The sequence below is a fragment of the Bacillus sp. OTU530 genome, assembly GCF_038440375.1.
On sequence record NZ_JASATP010000033.1, the window covers coordinates 17,550 to 36,643 of the forward strand.

General features: G+C 41.9%; 21 protein-coding genes. 6 read left to right on the forward strand and 15 right to left on the reverse strand.

Annotation, left to right across the window (positions count from 1 at the left end; translation table 11 throughout):
• Positions 1–71: 71 nt before the first annotated feature.
• Genes AAHB12_RS20825 through AAHB12_RS20835 form a run of 3 tightly spaced genes read right to left on the reverse strand, consistent with a single transcriptional unit; the run spans position 72 to position 2,760 of the window.
• A complete protein-coding gene (locus tag AAHB12_RS20825) occupies positions 72–788 on the reverse strand; it encodes an EcsC family protein (protein ID WP_129726609.1) in 717 nt (238 codons plus the stop codon).
• Positions 789–806: 18 nt separating this feature from the next.
• Positions 807–2,024 carry an ABC transporter permease gene (locus AAHB12_RS20830; RefSeq protein ID WP_129726608.1) on the reverse strand — a complete coding sequence of 406 codons (1,218 nt, stop codon included), beginning with the start codon at positions 2,022–2,024 and terminating at the stop codon, positions 807–809.
• Positions 2,011–2,760: an ABC transporter ATP-binding protein gene (locus AAHB12_RS20835; protein WP_129726607.1), complete on the reverse strand. Its 750-nt coding sequence runs from the start codon at positions 2,758–2,760 to the stop codon at positions 2,011–2,013. Before AAHB12_RS20835 ends, AAHB12_RS20830 begins: the two co-directional genes overlap by 14 nt.
• A gap of 917 nt (positions 2,761–3,677) precedes the next feature.
• On the opposite strand from AAHB12_RS20835, the gene AAHB12_RS20840 reads away from it, so the two are divergent.
• Positions 3,678–4,112 (forward strand): HIT family protein, encoded by a 435-nt coding sequence (locus AAHB12_RS20840; protein ID WP_342046873.1) that lies wholly within the window; start codon positions 3,678–3,680, stop codon positions 4,110–4,112.
• 5 nt (positions 4,113–4,117) lie between these two features.
• Here AAHB12_RS20840 and AAHB12_RS20845 read toward each other — a convergent pair whose 3' ends face one another.
• On the reverse strand, positions 4,118–4,309 hold the full coding sequence (locus tag AAHB12_RS20845) for a hypothetical protein (RefSeq protein ID WP_342046874.1): 192 nt from the start codon (positions 4,307–4,309) through the stop codon (positions 4,118–4,120).
• An 80-nt stretch (positions 4,310–4,389) separates the two neighbouring features.
• Between AAHB12_RS20845 and AAHB12_RS20850 the strand changes: the two genes are divergently transcribed.
• Together AAHB12_RS20850 and AAHB12_RS20855 are read left to right on the forward strand one after the other, a co-directional pair.
• A complete protein-coding gene (locus AAHB12_RS20850) occupies positions 4,390–4,752 on the forward strand; it encodes a YtxH domain-containing protein (protein ID WP_342046875.1) in 363 nt (120 codons plus the stop codon).
• A gap of 180 nt (positions 4,753–4,932) precedes the next feature.
• A complete protein-coding gene (locus AAHB12_RS20855; protein ID WP_129726604.1) occupies positions 4,933–5,496 on the forward strand; it encodes an HTH-type transcriptional regulator Hpr in 564 nt (187 codons plus the stop codon).
• A 55-nt stretch (positions 5,497–5,551) separates the two neighbouring features.
• On the opposite strand, the gene AAHB12_RS31910 is transcribed toward AAHB12_RS20855, so the two are convergent.
• The gene (locus AAHB12_RS31910; RefSeq protein WP_446715592.1) at positions 5,552–5,740 is read right to left on the reverse strand and encodes a DUF1878 family protein; all 189 of its coding nucleotides are present in this window, start codon (positions 5,738–5,740) and stop codon (positions 5,552–5,554) included.
• A 246-nt stretch (positions 5,741–5,986) separates the two neighbouring features.
• Between AAHB12_RS31910 and AAHB12_RS20860 the strand changes: the two genes are divergently transcribed.
• Positions 5,987–6,199, forward strand: coding sequence for a hypothetical protein (locus AAHB12_RS20860; protein WP_129726602.1), 213 nt, complete (start codon positions 5,987–5,989; stop codon positions 6,197–6,199).
• Between the two features lie 312 nt (positions 6,200–6,511).
• Here AAHB12_RS20860 and AAHB12_RS20865 read toward each other — a convergent pair whose 3' ends face one another.
• Positions 6,512–6,610 carry a YjcZ family sporulation protein gene (locus AAHB12_RS20865; RefSeq protein ID WP_129726601.1) on the reverse strand — a complete coding sequence of 33 codons (99 nt, stop codon included), beginning with the start codon at positions 6,608–6,610 and terminating at the stop codon, positions 6,512–6,514.
• Between the two features lie 95 nt (positions 6,611–6,705).
• Positions 6,706–6,873, reverse strand: coding sequence for a YjcZ family sporulation protein (locus tag AAHB12_RS31915; RefSeq protein ID WP_446715593.1), 168 nt, complete (start codon positions 6,871–6,873; stop codon positions 6,706–6,708).
• A gap of 126 nt (positions 6,874–6,999) precedes the next feature.
• On the opposite strand from AAHB12_RS31915, the gene prsA reads away from it, so the two are divergent.
• Entirely contained in the window at positions 7,000–7,845 is an 846-nt protein-coding gene (gene prsA, locus AAHB12_RS20875) for a peptidylprolyl isomerase PrsA (protein WP_342046877.1), read from the forward strand.
• Between the two features lie 250 nt (positions 7,846–8,095).
• Here the strand turns inward: prsA and AAHB12_RS20880 are convergent, their stop codons facing one another.
• From AAHB12_RS20880 to AAHB12_RS20895, 4 genes are all read right to left on the reverse strand, one after another.
• On the reverse strand, positions 8,096–8,296 hold the full coding sequence (locus AAHB12_RS20880) for a sporulation YhaL family protein (protein WP_342046915.1): 201 nt from the start codon (positions 8,294–8,296) through the stop codon (positions 8,096–8,098).
• 70 nt (positions 8,297–8,366) lie between these two features.
• A complete protein-coding gene (gene yhaM / locus AAHB12_RS20885) occupies positions 8,367–9,311 on the reverse strand; it encodes a 3'-5' exoribonuclease YhaM (protein ID WP_129726599.1) in 945 nt (314 codons plus the stop codon).
• Positions 9,312–9,758: 447 nt separating this feature from the next.
• Complete coding sequence (locus tag AAHB12_RS20890; protein WP_342046879.1) at positions 9,759–12,689, reverse strand: ATP-binding protein; 2,931 nt, start codon at positions 12,687–12,689, stop codon at positions 9,759–9,761.
• Positions 12,686–13,909 (reverse strand): metallophosphoesterase family protein, encoded by a 1,224-nt coding sequence (locus AAHB12_RS20895; RefSeq protein ID WP_342046881.1) that lies wholly within the window; start codon positions 13,907–13,909, stop codon positions 12,686–12,688. The genes AAHB12_RS20890 and AAHB12_RS20895 overlap by 4 nt, the downstream gene beginning before the upstream one ends.
• A gap of 216 nt (positions 13,910–14,125) precedes the next feature.
• Here AAHB12_RS20895 and AAHB12_RS20900 point away from each other — a divergent pair, with 216 nt between their 5' ends.
• On the forward strand, positions 14,126–14,308 hold the full coding sequence (locus tag AAHB12_RS20900; RefSeq protein WP_342046883.1) for a YhzD family protein: 183 nt from the start codon (positions 14,126–14,128) through the stop codon (positions 14,306–14,308).
• A gap of 127 nt (positions 14,309–14,435) precedes the next feature.
• Here AAHB12_RS20900 and AAHB12_RS20905 read toward each other — a convergent pair whose 3' ends face one another.
• From AAHB12_RS20905 to AAHB12_RS20920, 4 genes are all read right to left on the reverse strand, one after another.
• Positions 14,436–14,987: a GNAT family N-acetyltransferase gene (locus AAHB12_RS20905; protein ID WP_342046885.1), complete on the reverse strand. Its 552-nt coding sequence runs from the start codon at positions 14,985–14,987 to the stop codon at positions 14,436–14,438.
• Positions 14,988–15,096: 109 nt separating this feature from the next.
• Positions 15,097–15,885 (reverse strand): enoyl-CoA hydratase, encoded by a 789-nt coding sequence (locus AAHB12_RS20910; protein WP_342046886.1) that lies wholly within the window; start codon positions 15,883–15,885, stop codon positions 15,097–15,099.
• Between the two features lie 350 nt (positions 15,886–16,235).
• Positions 16,236–17,744, reverse strand: coding sequence for a coproporphyrinogen III oxidase (locus AAHB12_RS20915; RefSeq protein WP_342046888.1), 1,509 nt, complete (start codon positions 17,742–17,744; stop codon positions 16,236–16,238).
• A gap of 363 nt (positions 17,745–18,107) precedes the next feature.
• Positions 18,108–18,980 carry a Cof-type HAD-IIB family hydrolase gene (locus tag AAHB12_RS20920; RefSeq protein WP_129726592.1) on the reverse strand — a complete coding sequence of 291 codons (873 nt, stop codon included), beginning with the start codon at positions 18,978–18,980 and terminating at the stop codon, positions 18,108–18,110.
• Positions 18,981–19,094 lie beyond the last annotated feature (114 nt).

The window sequence follows — 19,094 nt, forward strand, 5'->3', positions numbered from 1 at the left end:
CCGATTACGTCGAATTGACTTCCAGCTGGAAATTTATACTTTCCTACAGTGGTACAAAAAAGCAGGAGCGCCTATAGGCGCTCCTGCCTCTCCTTAAGCCATCGCATCCGATAACAATTCATTGTAATTTCTCCAAGACGATTCATAAGCTGATAATTGGCATACGCTCCAACCGGTGCTCCGATAACGGGCACAAGCTGCAGCATCTTTGCTAAATCAATATAATCCCGATACTCCTGCTGCAGCTTTCTCCAATCCACTTGCTTATGGACACTATCCCAGTTCTCAATAGTCTCAAAAATTTCGCGGCGATGATCATCGCTGGAAAACGCCAGCTGAAATACGTGCAGGATAAAAAGCCGCTCCTCCTCTTTGCTTGTGTCATAACCATAAAGCGTTGCAGCATCAAACAAAAACTTAATCTTGATTGTTATAAGCAGCGGAAAGTCAGCTAATCCAAGTAAAATGCCTCCTGCTCCTGTACCCGCTCCCTCTACTGCCGCAATTTTTTTATAGTCTTCAATCTTTTTCGCAGTGCGTTCATCCCGTTCCTGCAGCGTTAAGCTTGTATCCTTTAGCTTGGGCTGAATAAAGTCAGATCCTACCACGATCGCCTGCAGCATCTTTTTAATCGTTTCTGTCAGCACAGCATGCGCTTTTTCAGGAATCAATTCCTGTACCTTTGTTTGCACCTGCTTGGACATGCGTGCCATAAAAGATGATGGCTTTATCATATCCTTTTTCCAATTATCAAGTTGCTGTTCAATCATTTGTTCATACTGTATCATTCATCTCTTCCCTTCACTCTATGTGAGAGCTTCTAGCTTTTTTGAACAATATGCATACGTAAATCCGTAGCTGAACACTATGTTTAGCATAAGCGTAAGCAGAAAAACAGACCACTCTGCTGCTGCAGCGCCAACAATTGCCGCCAAGATAAAGCTGCTCGCTCCAAGCAATATCAGAATAAGTGACAGAAATGCCTTTTTCTTATGCAGTTCCGGGATAGGGTATAAACTAAGCCAAATCTTTGAGCGATGATGTTTCCATAGGCTAAGCAACTGATAGCCAATTAAATAAAGGGAAAACACACTCACTAAAAATCGGCCGTATACAAAGGGTAATACGTAGACAACAATTCCGCCAATGATGAGAAGACGTAATACGAGACCGAAGTAATCCCCTGAACGCAGCAATGTTCTTATGTATAAATAGAAATAAGCATCCTGCCGTTCGCGAGGAAGCAGGGCAGTTATCCAATCAAGCCATCTTCTTCGCTGAACCCGTCCTTTTAATGCCGGAACATCCGTAAACAAGTTGGCGATTCGATAAAATAGCATAAGCTTTTTTCCTTCCTCTGCAATGAGACGCTCCCAGTGCAGACTTTGCCCCTTCGCCTTTCCGTGCAGCAAAAGCAAATACAGAGCCATTATCCCAACAACACTTCCCGTATAAAAGAAGGAAAACTTCGCAAGTAAGAAATACGCGAATAAAAAATTGACCCCAAGACGAAGGGTACGATCATATATGATGACGGCATCATCCCTCATATATAAAGCTTCCCAAGAAGCAAATAAATTCCAAAGCTTTGCAAGCGCAAATAAAAGTAAAATGAGTAAATAAGATGAAATTGCTGGCTTCATTTGCTGAAAATACAAAGGGGCAGCGGCAGCTCCAGCAATCGCTATCGTATATAATGAAATAATATAGGTAAAACGCAAGCCTTTTGCAAAATAAGGCTTCATCTTCGTTTCAACCGGGAGCAAAAACACAAGGTCTGCCGGCTTTAAGAGCGTTTGAACCGATCCCACCGTTAAAATGACTGCAAACAACGCAGCAAGCAGGGCAGCTGTCGGAAACGATGCTGTTAACGTCGCAAGCCATTGCTGATAATAATATGCTCCCGCACCAATCGCAAAGATGAGCACAAACTTTAAATGATCATTAAATATATATTTTCCGTATGTACGGACTTCCTTCCAAAACAGTTGAAACCGCTGCCTCCATAGTTCATTTATATTCATTTTCTTCTTCCTTCGTCAGCTCAATATAAATGTCATCAAGCGTTGCATCTGGCATAGAAAATTGCTGCTGCAGCTCCTGAAGCGTACCGCTTGCACGCACCTGTCCATGGTGCAAAATAACAAACGAATCACAATAACGTTCTGCTGTTGCCAAAATATGTGTGCTCATTAAAATTCCGGCTCCGTTATGCTTCATATTCTCCATCAGCTGCAGTAAAGACTGAATGCCAAGCGGATCTAAACCAACAAATGGTTCGTCAACGATATAAAGGGATGGCTGTACTAAAAAGGCACACATAATCATTACCTTTTGCTTCATTCCTTTTGAAAAGTGAGAAGGAAACCACTTCAGTCTGTTCCCCATTCGAAATTCCTTCAGCAGCTTTGCTGCTCTTTCTTCATATATATGCTTTTCTACACCATAGGCCATAGCTGTCAGTTTTAAATGCTCCTCAAGTGTCAGTTCTTCATATAAAACAGGTGTTTCCGGTATAAAAGTGAAGCTTGCTCGATATACTTCCGGATTCTCACGAAACAGCTTGCCATTAATGGTAACCGTTCCTTGCTTTGGCTCCATTAATCCAATAATATGCTTAATGGTCGTACTTTTCCCCGCCCCATTTAAACCGATTAAGCCAACAAGCTCCCCAGATCGCACTGAAAATGAAACATTCTGAAGAACAGGGCGTTTCGTATAGCCCCCTGTCAGGCTTTGGACTTGTAATAATTCTTTCATATGTTATTCCTTTCTCACGCATTTGTTTATATTACCATCTTACCAAAAAATGTAGAAACTACATAGCACAACGAAAGTTATGTCAAGAAAACTTTTTTAAGATTCTGTTGTATAAGTCTTCGAAAACGGGACATCATAATTAGTGAGGAAGGGAGATGTTGAAAAGCGATAGCCGAGGAAATGATGAGTAGCTGTTGTAGTGATTCTTCATCATCGAAACGGGGTGTCGATCAAAGACGTAGTGACCATAAAATACGCAGATAATCAAGTCCACGAAACGGGGTGTCGGTAGGAGAGCAGATATTCGATTAGAGACCATATGTACTCTTGTTGAAATAAGCTATCTTCCAAAAGCTTCGGAGTAAAAAGGACACAGTATGAGGAAATAGCGCCAACTTTAACTGTAAATGAGGTGTCTCGACCAGAGCAGAGAGTAGATATACGTATAATTTCCAAATAAATGAGGTGTCTGTTAAAGATACGACTGTCTGAATAAATAAGACGCATGAATGAGGAAATATAAATCAACTTTAACTGCAAATGAGGTGTCTCGAGCAGAGCAGAGAGTGGATATACGCATAATTCCAAATAAATGAGGTGTCTGCATTGGGTACAATAGTCCAGTAAACTTTTCAACACACCTTTCTCAACCGGCAGGAAGCTGAATTCAGCTTCCTGCTTTTTTTATACTGGAGGAAAGTATAATTCGACGTAGTCGAAAATTTTAGAAATACCATATAAGTAAGGCTACACCTACACCTCTATCTTTGTCCGGGGAGCAGGGCTCGCCAGTTGGTGAGTTTTCTTTATACTTTAGAAAAGTATATCTTTTTAGCCAAGGAGCTTTTCTTCCACTGTTTTTTTCCTGTATGCAAATATGATAAAATACGACTAATAATAAGGAAAGGATGAAAAAAATGACTCATAACCCAGATGATTGTATTTTCTGTAAAATTATAGAAGGAACTATACCATGCGCTAAAGTATACGAGGATGAGCAGGTACTTGCCTTTTTGGATATTAGCCAATCAACAAAAGGGCATACGCTCGTCATTCCAAAGGTACATAAACAGGATGTATTTGCACTTACGCCAGACATCGCTGCTCACTTATTTTCCGTTGTGCCTGGTATTGCTAAAGCGATTCAAATGGAATACGGAGCAACAGGCTTTAATTTGTTAAATAATAGCGGCGAGCAAGCAGGTCAAACCGTGTTTCACTTTCATTTGCACCTTCTTCCGCGCTACAGTAAAAATGATGGCTTTAAGGGTACATTGGTATCATTCCAAAATGAATATACAGCAAACGTTTTACAAGAAATGGCAGGCGCCATTGCCCGTCGCATAGAATAATATAATTAGACAAACAGACAAATCAGAAGCATACATAGGAGTATTAAAGCACCGAGACAACTAGAGAACAAAGCGCGTTGCTTGAGTAGAAGCGCAGGCGGGTATGCACGTTTTTGTCTCAACGAGAGCAGCAGCAGAGCCGCTCGCATAATGCAAAATATACCGATTAAGAAAAGCACGAGCGTAACCAGGTTCATCGTTCATCCCTCCTCTTCCTATGGATATGCCTGTTATGTCCTATTCATGAACAGAGCAAAAATGCACAAGGAGGATTCCTATGACAAAAACAAAAGCATTTATTACCGGAATACTTTGCGGAAGCGCTGTTGCCGGTATCGCAGCTTTACTTACAGCTCCCTCTTCGGGAACGGAGCTGCGCCGTAAATTAAAGGAAAAAAGTGAGGATTTCAAAAGATCATTAACAGATCTAAAAGATGATACAAAGCTGCTTACAGAGCAGATTGCGGGAACAGCTGCTGAAGGAAAGGATGTATTTATTGAGCTGAAAGGAGATGTCCAAAAAGTATTCTCTTCCTGGAAAAATGAAACAACCCCTCATCGTGAAAGTATCCAACGAGAAATTGAGGAATTGCAGCAATCCATTGATTATTTACAACAATCCGTACCTAATAAGAATTAAAAGCATTACACATTGGAGTTGTAATCCAGTTGCAATGTATAATTTGTCAAGATTAAGTATATATATGCTTAATCTTGACAAAAAATTTTCACAATTCTAACAAAAGTACTTTATTAATTTTTATTTTACTGGCATAATAGGTACTAATTAATTCAGATTGCGAGGAGAGTAGGTGAGTCGATGAAAAGTGGGGAAAAGCATTATTCGGTCAAAGAGGCTATGATTTTCAGTCAAAGAATTGCTCAATTATCAAAAGCATTATGGAAATGTGTTGAAAAAGATTGGCAACAATGGATTAAACCGTACGATTTGAATATTAACGAACATCATATTTTGTGGATTGCGTACCATTTAAAGGGTGCTTCTATTTCCGAAATTGCAAAGTTTGGTGTTATGCACGTATCCACAGCTTTTAACTTTTCAAAAAAGCTGGAAGAACGCGGTCTTCTTTTATTTTCTAAAAAAGAGGATGACAAGCGGAATACCTACATCGAAATTACAGACCAGGGCGAAGAATTGCTGCTTAATCTTATGGAAGAGTATGAACCAGAGAAAAACTCCATATTTACAGGCGCGCTTCCGCTTCGTGATTTTTACGGAAAATTCCCTGAGAATATGGAATTAATGGCGATTCTAAGAAATGTTTACGGACAAGATTTCATTGATATCTTTGAGAAATCCCTAGAGAATATCGAAGAAAATTTCACAGAAAAAGGTAAAAAGGTTGTAAAGCTAGAAAGCTAAAAGCCCCTTTTTTCTTGTAAGAGTTCGGTAAATTGCAGCATAAGCGGCAGACTCGTTAGAAACATTTTTTAAATTCCGTAAGAAGCGGATGATAAGGTAGAAGTCCTTCCGCTTTTTGCAATTTGTACTTTTTGTTCAATGATTCACAGAATGCTAAAAATAGTTGCTTTTTTACTCCATTGTGAATAAGCAGTCTACTCGTCGACTGACCAGCTGTTAGACGAAGACAGAGACGTAGTTGCACTTATACTGGATTCCTAAAATTTTCGACTATGTCGAATGACTTCTAGCTAGGAATGTATCCTTTCCTACAGTGTAAAAAAGGATAACCATTCGTACTTGCTGGGTCTAGGAGAAGCACAAGCTAATATGCTATTTGTTCCAACCATTTGCTACAGTTCACTCTGTTTCCTCACTTTCTGTCGATAGTTTATAGGGAAACCTTTATAACACAACCTAGACAACCTATGATATAATACACAGCATACGGATGATTTTTTTATGCAAAAGGAGGACTCTCCTAGTGAATTTTGTTTTTGCTGCCTTTGCACTTATTGTTCTATTCTATACAAATTTTATGACTCATACGCTCTGCCACCAAAAACAACTGTCTGACTCTCATAAAACACGTGTGTTTCGGACAATCAACGTCTGCATAACGATTTTACTGATTTCCAGTTATGTAGAGGTTATGTATAAATAAAGAAAACTCGCCGACTGGTGAGTTCTGCTCTTAGGCGAAGACCGAGGCGTAGTTGTACTTATACTGTATTCCTAAAATTTTCTGACTACGTCGAATCACTTCTAGCTAGAAATTTATGCTTTCCTACAGTGTAAAAAAGACAAGCTCCGCTTATTTTTTTTGCAACGTTGACTGGGCAGGCTGTCTCTTCAGCATCATAAGGGGTCTCTGGGATGGTAGAAAGAACGCTCAGACAATGAATGGATACATTCAAAAATAAAAAGTTCGGCCATGCGCGGCCGAACTTTTATAGTTTATTCCGTTTACAAAATCTTAGCAGCACACCCAAGCTGCTCCTACAATGATTAACAAGATAAACAATACAACGATTAGCGCAAAGCCTCCGAAGTGTCCACCATATCCGCCGCTCATGCCCTACACCTCCTTTATGTTATGGAGTAACATATACTATGCATTTTAATACTGAAAAGAGTAGGCTGTTATCCCGCTTTAGATAAGAAAGTCGATTAATATACGTAAGCGCATCCTACAATAATTAATAGAATAAACAATACAACAATTAACGCGAAGCCGTTACAAAAACCAGCACTCATCCTATTGACCCCCTTTTCAAACTTCCCTATATTGTATGGACGATAACAAAAATTGCCTATGCGAATGCCCCAGTGCAACATGCTGCTGTAGAGAATTGGGCATTTTTTTCCTTCCGAATAGGAAAAAGAAAGAAAATATGATATATTAATTGTTGTGTTATTTGACCATACTGGAAAGTAAAAAATGCATAGTAGGAGTGTTATAAGATGAAGAAAGCAATTATTGCGCTTGCTGCAACGAGTGTACTCGTTCTTTCAGCATGCGGCAATTCTTCCGAAACGATTGTATCAACAAAAGCAGGAGACGTGACAAAGGAAGAATTTTATGATGCAATGAAACAACAAGCTGGACAAAATGTCATTAAAAATCTTGTCATTCAAAAGGTATTCACAAAAAACTATAAAGTGGCAGATAAAGATGTTGAGGCTGAATACAAAAAAACAAAAGAACAGTACGGCGACCAATTTGACTCGCTTTTAAAACAAAGCGGCATGACTGAGAACTCACTAAAAGAGCAAATCCGCGCAAGCCTTGCGGTAAAGAAAGCAATTGGGGCTACGATTACGGAGAAAGAGCTAAAAGCACAGTATAAGCCGGAAATTCGCGCAAGTCATATTCTTGTGAAGGATGAGGAAACTGCGAAGAAAGTAGAAGCTGAGTTGGCGGCTGGAAAATCCTTTGAGGATCTTGCAAAACAATATTCTGAGGACACAGCTTCAAAAGAAAATGGCGGTGACCTTGATTATTTCGGGCCAGGTAAAATGGAGGCTGCTTTTGAAGAGGCTGCTTATAAGCTGAAAAAAGGCGAAATCAGCCAACCAGTTAAAACAAGCTATGGCTACCATATTATTAAAGTAACAGATATCAAAGAGCTAAAGCCATATGATGAAGTGAAAGACGACTTGAAAACGCAGATTATTGAAACAAAAATGGCAAATACTACATTTATGAATGATTTTATTGATAAAGAACTGAAAAAAGCTGACGTAAATGTGAAGGATAAAGATTTAAAACCAGCTTTTGAAACGCAAGCTGCTACAGGAAGCCAGTAACATAAATATAAAAAACCGGACAAGCCTTGGCTTGTCCGGTTTTTTATATGTTCATGGCTCACCCACGCTCTTCTCCTATATTCCATGTAAAGGCATGTGCCATATAACTGGTGAGCCCTGCCCTTTAGCAAAGACGGAGGCGTAGTTGCCTTTATCCTTTATTCCTAAAACTTCTCGCTACGTCGAATGATCTCCCAGCTAGAAATTTATACTTTCTGGTGTAAAAATCCGGCAAGAATGCGCTGTCGGATTATAGCAAAACAGACTGATCATCCTGCTCCTGTGCACGACGCTCACGCTCTTCCTTAATGCGCTGCATATACATATTACCTTCGCGCTCGATGAACTCCTGATCGAGGTCCTGTTCTTTTTTTGAAGTGTACAATACCATATAGCCGCTCACGATAATACCAACAATTACAACATATACCCACCAAGGCAATGTTTCCATCCCCATCTTAATCCCTTCCTTCCTAGACAAGCTTTACTTTCACTGTATGAAGGAAGGGTAAAAAGTATGACTATCGATGAAACGACGGTTTATAAAAAGCGCGTTGATCAAGCGCAAAAATTCGGTCCGTATACTCTCCAGGCTTGACACGACTTAACGCACGATCCATCATATTCATTTTCGCATCAAGATTATCAATATAATGAAGCACCTCTGCCTCACGCACAAGCGGCGGCTTTGGGCTTCCCCATTCTGCTTTACCGTGGTGACTGAGAACAAGATGCTGTAAAATCACAATCTCTTCTCCTTGAATATTAAGCTCCTCCGCTGCCTTTGCGATTTCGCTCACCATAATTGAAATATGCCCGAGCAAATTCCCTTCAACCGTATAAGAAGTAGAAATCGGACCAGATAGTTCAATCACCTTCCCTAAGTCGTGTAAAATAACGCCAGCATACAGTAAATCCTTATCAAGAGACGGATATAGGGAAGCAATAGCTTTAGCCAAATCCAACATGGAAACAACATGATATGCAAGCCCAGAAATAAATTCATGATGATTCTTTGTTGCAGCCGGATAATCAAAAAAGGCATCTTGATATTTTTTCAGTAAATGCCGCGTAATGCGTTGGATATTCGGATTACTCATTTCAAATATGTATTGTGTAACTTTTTCCTGCATTGCATCCTTTGTCAACGGTGCTTTCTCTACAAAATCAGAGATATCCGGTGCTTCATGCGGCTGTGCTAGCCGAATTTGCTTTAGCTTCAGCTGGATGCGCCCCTTATAATTTTGAGTATCACCAACAACCTTTACAACCTTTTCCGCTGTGTAATGCCCTTCATCCTCCTTTGAAACATCCCAAAGCTTTGCTTCAATCTCACCGCTTTGATCCTGCAGCATAAGAGTCAAGAATGGTTTTCCATTGCTTGCAATTCCTCTTGCTGCCGACTTAATAAGTAAATACATATCAACTTGCTCGCCAATCTCATGCTGTATGAGCTTCTTTTTCATATATTTTCCTCCAAAATGACTAATTATCTTTAGTATACCACGGAAAAAACTTCCACATGAATAAAGAAAACTCGCCGATTGGCGAGCCCTGCTCTTGGGCGAAGACAGAGGCGTAGTTGCACTTATACTTTGTTCCTAAAATTTCTCACTACGTCGAATTATCTTCCAGCTAGAAATTTATACTTTTTTAAAGTGAAAAGAAAACTCGCCGATTGGCGAGCCCTGCTCTTGGGCGAAGACAGAGGCGTAGTTGCACTGATACTGGATTCCTAAAATTTCCGACTCCGTCGAATGGTCTCTCGGTTAAACATTTATGATTTTTTAAAGCGTAAGGAAAGCTGGAGCGCGGTTCGGACAAGGCTGATTCATGGAAGCCTTCCATATATTCACCTTTTGCAGAAATATTATTTAACTGTGAGGGCAAGAGCAAGACAAGCATCAAGCTGGCTATGCGCCATTTTTCAAGACAATGACCGTATCCTCTGAAAAATGAGACAGCAGATGAGGATGACATGTAAATACAATCACCTGCCGCTCCCTGACAATCTCCTTAATCAGCTCAATCGTTTGCTTCGTACGTACTGCATCAAAATGCACAAAGCTATCGTCTATAATAAGAGGATAGGATTCCTGCACATCATAGGCACAGGCGAGTGCAAGCCGAAGTGATAAATACACCTGTTCAGTTGTCGCTTGACTAAGCTCATGACAAAAAAAACGCTGGCCATCCTTTCGTTCTACCTGCAATGCTTGCTCCGCAGACGGCGTAAGCAACCGAGTATATTGTCCGTTTGTAACATATGTAAAATACCGTTCCGCTTTTTTTAGAATTAGAGGCAAGCGCTCCTTATAATACCGCGCTGTTGTATTTTGTAAAGCAGCCTTTGCAATTGCATAAGCAGACCATTTCTTAACCAGTTCACGAAGCTGCGACCGTTTTGCTTCCCACTCATGGACGATATCCCTATAAGTACTTCCATTTTCAAGAGCAGTCATTTCTGCTGTACATGTAGCTGCTTCATGCTGCAGCTGTTGCTGCATTTCATGCAAGCGCTGTTGCTTTTTCACTGCTTCCTGCAGCAATGCTGCGCAGTCTTCTCCGATATCCGCTATGGAGGGATTAACAAGCCGTGTACGCAGCACCTCTATTTGTACTTCCAAAAATGAAAGCTGCTTTTGTGCTTCATGTGCCTCCTCAGCTTTTTGTCCGCGCATCAAAAACTGCTCCTCAGTCTGTGCGTCCGCAGAGCTCCAAAGTGTATCACGCTCTTGCTCCAGCTTCGAATCTATAAGCTGCAATTCCTGTATTTCTATCTCCCACTGCACTATCTGTTGCTTTAGCTGCTGATGCTGCTGCACTTTCTGCTTTTCTTCCTTCAGTATCTCGCTCATCCCATACAGTAATGCAGCACTATTTTCATCTCGTACGGCAAATATATCCTGCAGCCCCCTTATCTTTTCTTCAAAGGTCTTCGTTTCTCCCTCCAGCAGCCCTATGCGTTCCTTTCTTTTTATTGTTTCACGCTCCCCTTGCTGCAGCTTTTCAAGTCGCTCAAATGCAGGAATAAGCTGCGCAGCAGGGAGTGCAGATGGCAAACCCGTTTTCTCCTTCCATGCTTGTACTTCCTTCTGCAGCACATACATATTTTTCTCCCATTCCTCATATTGGGACACAATCCGTTCGTAGGCTCGCTCTGCCTGCTGTAGCTTAAATTGTTCACGCTCTAGCTGCTGCTTCCTTTCATCATCCATGTGCAGCCTATGCTTTGCCTGTATGGTTTCCTCAGAACGTCCCATTCCTTGCAGAGCAGCCAAGTCCTTCTCCAACTCCAAGGCAAGAAACTGCTGCTTATTGCTCCCGACCGTAAAGAAAAGAACTATACAGACAAATGCAAATAAACAAGCAAATAACACTAGCTTTACATTTAAAAATAAACTGGCCGCTAACACTATGGAATTTACTGATAGAAGGCTATAAAATAAAACATTACGCTTTTTTCGTCTTATAAGCTCTTCTTCTGCCTGTCTTCCCTGTTTTTCCTTCAGCAAATGGAGCATATGAGTTGAAGCTGCTGCCTCTGTGAATGCCTCATTCTCCAGCAGCTTTTCACATTGCATTCGTTCAGTAGCTGAGAGAAGCGAGCCTGCCACGTACCTTACCTGTTCCTCTAGCTGCTCCAACAATTCCTTGGCGGCGGCAAACTGCTCGTCAAGCTGCTGCTTTTGTTCCGTTAGCCGTTTAAACGCTTGTGCTGCTTCCATGACACCTTCCTTTGCTGAAAGACTGGCATGAAAAAGCAGAGCATCCCCTGAAAAGCCAATACTCGTTCGCAGCTCCTGCTTCTCCTCCTCAAGTCTTGCAAGCTCTGTCTGTAAGGAAAGGACATCCCGCTTAGCCGTTTCATATGACATATAACCAAGTCGGCACGCCTCCACAACTGCTTCCTGCTCCAATATGTGTTGACGGGTGGAAAAAGATTCAATCGTTTGCTCCGTATCCTCTATTTTCTTCCTTAATGTTTGCAGCCGGAGACGGATTGCCTTCCATTCTTCCATAAGCCTCTCATAACGGTTTATACCATTAACCGGAAATGAAGAAGCAGCAACCGAAGATAAAAAACTTTCATATTTCTTTTTCTCCAACTGCAGCGGCTGCAATGTTGTCATTGTTTCGTAGTCCCTGATAGCGAGGCGAAGCTGTTCCTGCTCAAGCTGTAGCTCTGTCAATTTTTCCTCGCTGCTTCGTTTTTTCGAAGCCCAGTCCTTATATGTATCAAGCTTGTGCTGCCACCTCTCTAGCTCTTCCTTCAGTTTGCTTGCCTCTTGCAGTGCAGCGTTCACTAACGGCTTGCGGCCATTCGGTTTGAACAGCGCCTCCATGCCGCTATCCAGCTTTTTCTCCAGCTGCAAAATTGCATCCGTACCAATTGCACCTGCAGAGAATAAATAAGATCCAAGCTCTTCACGGCTGACTGTATGAATATTTTGTAAACCATGCACATCAAAAGAAAAAATAGAATCAAATAACGTGCTATCCATTCCTTGGAGGATTGCTTCCAATAATTCCTCTCCGCCGCGTGTACCGTCCTCTAAGTATATAGTTACTTCTCCAACAGCTGTTTTGGGAAGGCGCTCGATCTTAATTCGGCCGTACTGATTGGTTTGCAGTGTAAGCGCACCTCCATATCTTCCGCCTGTTCGCGGCTCATAGCGATATTGGCCGCGCGTTGGAAATCCAAATAGTACACTCTTAATGAATGAACGAATTGTCGACTTACCGGCCTCGTTTTCTCCATACAATACAGATAATTGCGATAGCGTATATTCTCGATTTTCCAGCCTTCCATAGCCGTAAATATGCAACACCTCAATTTTCAATATGCTCTCCCTCCCTTCATCATCTCTCCTATAAGCAAGCGCTTTGCTTCTTCTAATATGTCCTGCTTTTCCTCCTCTGAGAAGGGCTCTATCACCTTCCTAGCAGCCGAAGTGCTCCAAAACGGCCGCAGAACTGTATCTATCTCTGAAAAGGAGTCGGCCTCTTGAAGCAAATCCAATAGAAACGGGCTCTCCTTTAATGCTTCTTCTGAATATGTCCGGTTCAAACATGAGATAGGATAAACAAAATCGTTCCGTTCCTCTCCCTGAGCCAAAATCGCCACAAGTTCATCGACATGCTGACTGTCTTGTAAATATAATGCAAGCGGCCCGCTTCCGCTTATCGTCAAAACGAGCAATACTCCTTCTGTCTCACGGCGCAGGTCATTCATTACCTCTTCACAGCGCTTTAATAATTCATCTATCCTTTGCATTCCCTCAATGGAAATCTCTGCTTCCTTCCAAATAATGCTGGCAGTTGGAATGAATGTATAGGAGGCACGCCCCTCCATCAGTGTTACAAGATAACAGCCCTTCTCCCCCATTTCCTTCCGATGTCTTCCTTGTATATTTCCCGGATAAATAATGGGCGGCTGCTCGTTTAGCACAACCCGTTTATGAATATGGCCGAGCGCCCAATAATCGAATTGCTTTTCCATAAGCTCCGATAACAAAAATGGTGCATAACTGCTATGCTCATGATTTCCTTCAAGGCTGCCATGCAGCAAACCGATATGAAATGGAGCCTCTTCTTCTTTTTCATATTGAGCTGCCATCCGTTTCGTTACTGCCCTTTGCCCATAGCTAAAGCCGTACACATATGCAAGCAGTTGCCCTTGCTTATGAAAAGGCTGCTTCGTCACAAATGGCTGCTGAAACACATGAACGTTGTTTGGAAGCTCTATACCCGCTCCGTTTCCTCCAAGATGATCATGATTTCCATGACTTATATAAACTTGAATGTCATAATCATGCAGACGACGCATTTGCTCCCGTAAAAACAGCTGCGCCCGAAGGCTTCTTACCTCCCTGTCATATACATCACCGGGAATGACAACGAAATCAACCTGCTCCTGAATCGCTGTATCTACAATACGCTGAAATGATTGAAATGTACTTTCCTTCATCGCTTCAAAGATAAACGACGGCATTGCTGTTTCCATCCCTTTAAATGGGCTATCCAAATGCAAGTCTGCCGCGTGAATGAACGTAAGCTTCATAGAATATACCCATCCTTCCTTCTATCATATACTTGTAGTTATTGTATCATGTTTCTTAGACGTGATTAGATCGTATTGAGGAGGTCAAAGAATAAAACAGATACGTTCATCATACATAGTTTGATTATCACTCTACGATTTTTCTTGTGGAAACGAGCCATTTTATAAAAAAATAGGAATATAAATTAAATATCTCAAAGGGAAGGAGATGACAAAATGAAAGTGTATGTCTTAACTGCATTTGCCAAAGACGGTGCAAAGCTGTTGGAGGAATCCTTTGAGGCGATGACAGAAGCGGAAGCAAAGCAGCGAGGCGAAGAAATCCTGCAGCAAAACGATATTACCCAGACGTACCGCTGCACATCCTCAAGCGGCAAACTCATTTTATTTCATGAATAGATTTATAATAAAGAAAACTCGCCAATGATTGGCGAGCCCTGCCCTTGGGCGAAGACAGAGGCGTAGTTGCCCCTATACTGTATTCCTAAAACTCCCGACTACGTCGAATTGTCTTCCAGCAAGAAATTTACACTTTCTTACAGTGAAACATATTCAGATTATAAAACTCCTCTTCGCTGTACATATAGCCGCTTAGTATCCCTTCTTTTTGGAAGCCAGCATTCAGAAGCACACGTTCAGAAGCCCTGTTATCAGGATGTACGAGTGCACCGATGCGATAAACATCTAAGTAAGAGAACGCGAAGGAAACAATCGCACGAATTGCTTCTGTTGCATAGCCATTTCCCCAATGCCCTCTATCAATCTCGTATCCAATCTCACAGCTGTGATTGTGTAGATCCCAAGAATGAAAGCCACATGTTCCTAGAAAGACACCATCTTTCCTCCGAATAATTCCCCAGCGGATATGGCGGCCTTCCGTAAACCCCCGCCGAAAGTTTTCACACATAGCAGCAGCTTGCTCTAACGATTGCAGTGCAGGCATTCCCCAAAAGCGCATCACCTCTTCGTCAGACAAGCAACGAAACAATGCATATTCATCCGCAGGTGAGATATCCCGAAGCAGCAGTCTGCCCGTTCTTAGCACTGGAAATGAGGAAAGTCGAAAACTTTGTATCATAATGACCGCCTCCCACAACAGAAACGTAAAAGAGATTCTACCAGAAAAAAGAGCAGCTGTACAAATTTAGGAAAAATGAGATTCCTATTGAATGATTAGCAGCTTTTACTTACTCTCCCCCATATACAGGCGAGCGCTTTTGCAGAAATGCTGCTATGCCCTCCTGGTGATCCTTGGTTGCACGCATTTTGCTTTGGCCTTCCTTTTCAAGCTGCAAAACTTGAAGCAATGCAGGCTTGTTGCGCTCACAAAGAATATTCTTTGTTTCAATCATAGCACGAACCGGCTTCTGCAGCCATTCTCCCGCCTTTTGCTTCACTGCTTGCTGAAAATCTGATTCCACAGCCTCATCAATAATGCCAAGCCCTAATGCTTCATGAGCATTCATCCTTTGACCTTCCCAAATAATTTGCTTCGCAAGGCTTTCGCCGACTCGATTTTGCAGGAAGAAATGACCGCCTCCGTCTGGAATAAGAGCGACGTTAATAAAATTCATCGCTATAATGGAGGATGCATCCGCTATCACATAATCACCAGCTAGCGCAAGACTTAAGCCAAGACCTGCCGTTGGCCCGTGAATGGCACTCATGACAAGCTTGGGCATTGTATACAATGTGATGATAAGCTCCGATATCATATCCATAATAGGTGAAAATTTACTTTCATCCCTATCGGAGAGCATTGACTTAATATCTCCGCCCGCAGAAAAGCCTCGCCCGTTCCCGCATAAAACCACAACATCAACTTTACTGTCCGCTACTTCCTTCAGCTTATCAACCAATTCCCGCAACATACTCTCGTCGAGAGCATTTAATACTTGCGGTCGATTCAGCATCACGGTTGCCATGCGTCCTTCATACTTGACAATTACAGACTCTGTTTGGCTTGAGACATTCATTGAGTCATCTCTCCTTCTCTGATTTTCCTTATCTATAAACAATTTGAGTTGGTGAAAAGGAAATCCTGCTTTTGTAAGGAAAAAACAACCATCCGCTCTCTGGCTCAAAAACTTACCAAAAGCTATCGTTACGCACAAAACTAGAAGTTTTTTATCTCCTTTCGAAGACGTGTGCCCACAGGATTACACACTAGGGGACCGTTTCACGATGTTCAGGAATTGCCCGTCTTCCTATGACTAAAGCAGCAGCCGAATGAACCTTGACCCGGAAACGAGTTTGATATTTTAATCTTCCAATGGGATAAGAAAAGAATCCTGAGATATACCCCAAGATTCTTTTTGACAAGTTATTATTTAATTATGCTGCGCTCCGTGAATAGTTCTTCTAATATTCTTAGCTTATCCTCTGTATATTTAACATAACCATCATTATACGATTTCGGGTCCTTCGGATTAGCGAAATGCGTAATCGCCCCTGTTTGCGGGTTCACGAATTTACTGGAAGCTCCGCAGCCCAGTCCGATAATAGACTGCACTTCCTCCATAATCACAATATTATAAATGCTCTCCTGCTCAGGAATTGCATACCCGACATTTTCAAGGTTTCCAAGAATATTTTTCTGACGGTATAGATAATATGGAACATAGCCATGACACAGCGTCCAATCCTCAGCCATGTGCATCATTTCCGTAATTTCCTCACGCCCTGCAACCTTGTACTTTCGTTTATTTTGCGTCATTTCTGATGCGCGCTTAAAGGAAAGGGTATGGACCGTCAAGGATTCAGGCATTAATTTCTCTGTTTCTTCCAGTGTATGCTTGAAAATGTCCAGCCCTTCTCCTGGCAGTCCGATAATTAAATCCATATTAATGTTATTCATCCCCATAGAGCGCGCGAGATGATATTTCTCAATCGTTTCCTCTACTGTATGATGGCGACCGATTGCTTTTAATGTTTCCTCATGGTATGACTGCGGGTTAATACTAATTCGGTCAATATTCCACTTTTTCAACACTTCTAGCTTTTCTGGAGTAATCGTATCCGGTCGTCCGGCCTCAACGGTTACTTCCCGAATGCTTGCTACCCCTGGAAACGACTCATACATTTCCTCATACAGCATATCCATCTCTTCTGCTGTAATACTTGTTGGCGTCCCTCCGCCGTAGTAGACAGTTGTAATAGTGATACCTTTTTCCTTTAAAAATTTCCCGATTTCCCGAATTTCATAATGCAGCCCGCCGAGGAAGGAATCAACAGAACCTTGTCTTCCGTTAATGGCATATGCCGGGAATGTACAATAGGCACATTTCGTCGGACAAAACGGAATCCCGATATAAATACTCACCTCATCCTTTAACTTATACAGATCAGGTACAGCAGCAAGCTGGCGGTCAACAATGCGCTGCATTAAGTCGATTTTCTCATCATGAATCAAGTAATCCTCGCGCAGCTCCTTATGTGCTTCTTCCTTCGTCATGCCGCTTTGAAGCTTTTTATGAAGCAGCTTTGTTGGACGAACACCGGTTAAAACTCCCCATTTTTGTTCAATTCCTGTCAATTGCTGCAGAACGGATAGGTACACATAGGAAACGGTATGCTTCACTTGCTTGAAGCGTTCCTTTTCATTCTCAAAAGCGGAAACATCCTTAGCGAACGTTTCTCTGTATACATTCCCTGTCGACATCTCAGTTAAAGCTGCCGATGCTGTAACAATATCCTCTCCTGTAATCGAGATATCGACCACAAGATCGCCTTTCTCCGCAAAACACACTTCACTCTCTTCATAAAACAATCCGCTGATTAACCGAAGCGGACGTAAAAATCTATCATCTTGTAAGCTTTGAATTGCAATTCGCAACGTTTATCACCTTTTCACATAAATTAAAACGCCCATCCTTGGATGGCCTAATTAGATGAACAGGACATATACAAGCCAAGTTCTTTCCTGCCCATTCATGTAAGATAAAACTCCCTTTAGTTTACTTGAACGGCTGGGAGAGGTCAATATGTGCAAACTTCTCATTTTTGATAAAGAAAACTCGCCGATTGGCGAGCCATGCCCTTGGGCGAAGACAGAGGCGTAGTTGCACTTATACTTTGTTCCTAAAACTTCTAACTACGTCGAACTGTCTTCCTGCTAGAAATTTATACTTTCTTAAAGTGTAAGAAAAGCAGATTCAGCCAACAAAAACTCCCCAGACATTTGTCTGAGGAGGTATATTTACCATTTTTTAATTTTAATATGAGCCTTAAGAAAATTAAGCGGAAATTGCTTACGGAAGTGCTCTTTAATCATATATGTGACGCCATGCTCGTTGTTAGAGCGTGTAACCCAATCCGCAGCCTTCTTGAGTGCAACAGGAGCATTGCCCATCGCTACGCCAAGACCGACGTTTTCAATGACTTCCAAGTCATCCATACTGTCTCCAATTGCAACCATTTCCCTCGGTTCAATCCCAAGATGGCTGCCAAGCTGCTGTAAGCCTCGCAGCTTGGAAACATTCGCTGGAAGAATTTCGATTTGCTCTCCTTCATACTCAATGATATGGATATCTTCAAACGCCTCAGCTAAAGTAGCAAGGGCTTGCTCTTTATCCTGTCTGCTTGAGAAAAACACATCAATTTTCGGTGCGGCTACTGGCTGATCACGAAGCGTGTCACCAAGTGATTCTACAAACTGGACGGGATAAAACACAGGATCGGCACTCGAAAGCACTGTTTTCGCAATTAAATTGGAAGCAAGGCTGCGGCGATTGCCAAGGGAAAATCGTTCATGGCAAATGCGGATATTGCAATCAAAATGCTCCAGCACCTGCACAAGATTGAATGTTTTTTCCTCAGAAATACGCTTTTGGATAAGTGGTTCATCTAATGAAGAAGAAATAAAAGCACCGCTATGCGTTATAAGGATGGAGCCTAGCTTTAACGCCCTGGCAATCTTTTGTGCAGATTGAAAGTTGCGGTTCGTAAATAACGTAACGTATACACCCTTCTCCCTTACAAAATCAATTGCTTCCTTCGTTCCCTTTTGCAGTCTTCCATTTGGACGAAGCAATGTTCCATCTATATTAATAGCTAATAAACGATAAATCATGCTGAGGAACCTCCCTTTCTTAGCTGTGGCACTCTACAATTAACGTATGAGGCATGGATGACAATTAGAACGAACGGCAGTAACAACCAATCTAAGTGGGTAAACTGTAACAGA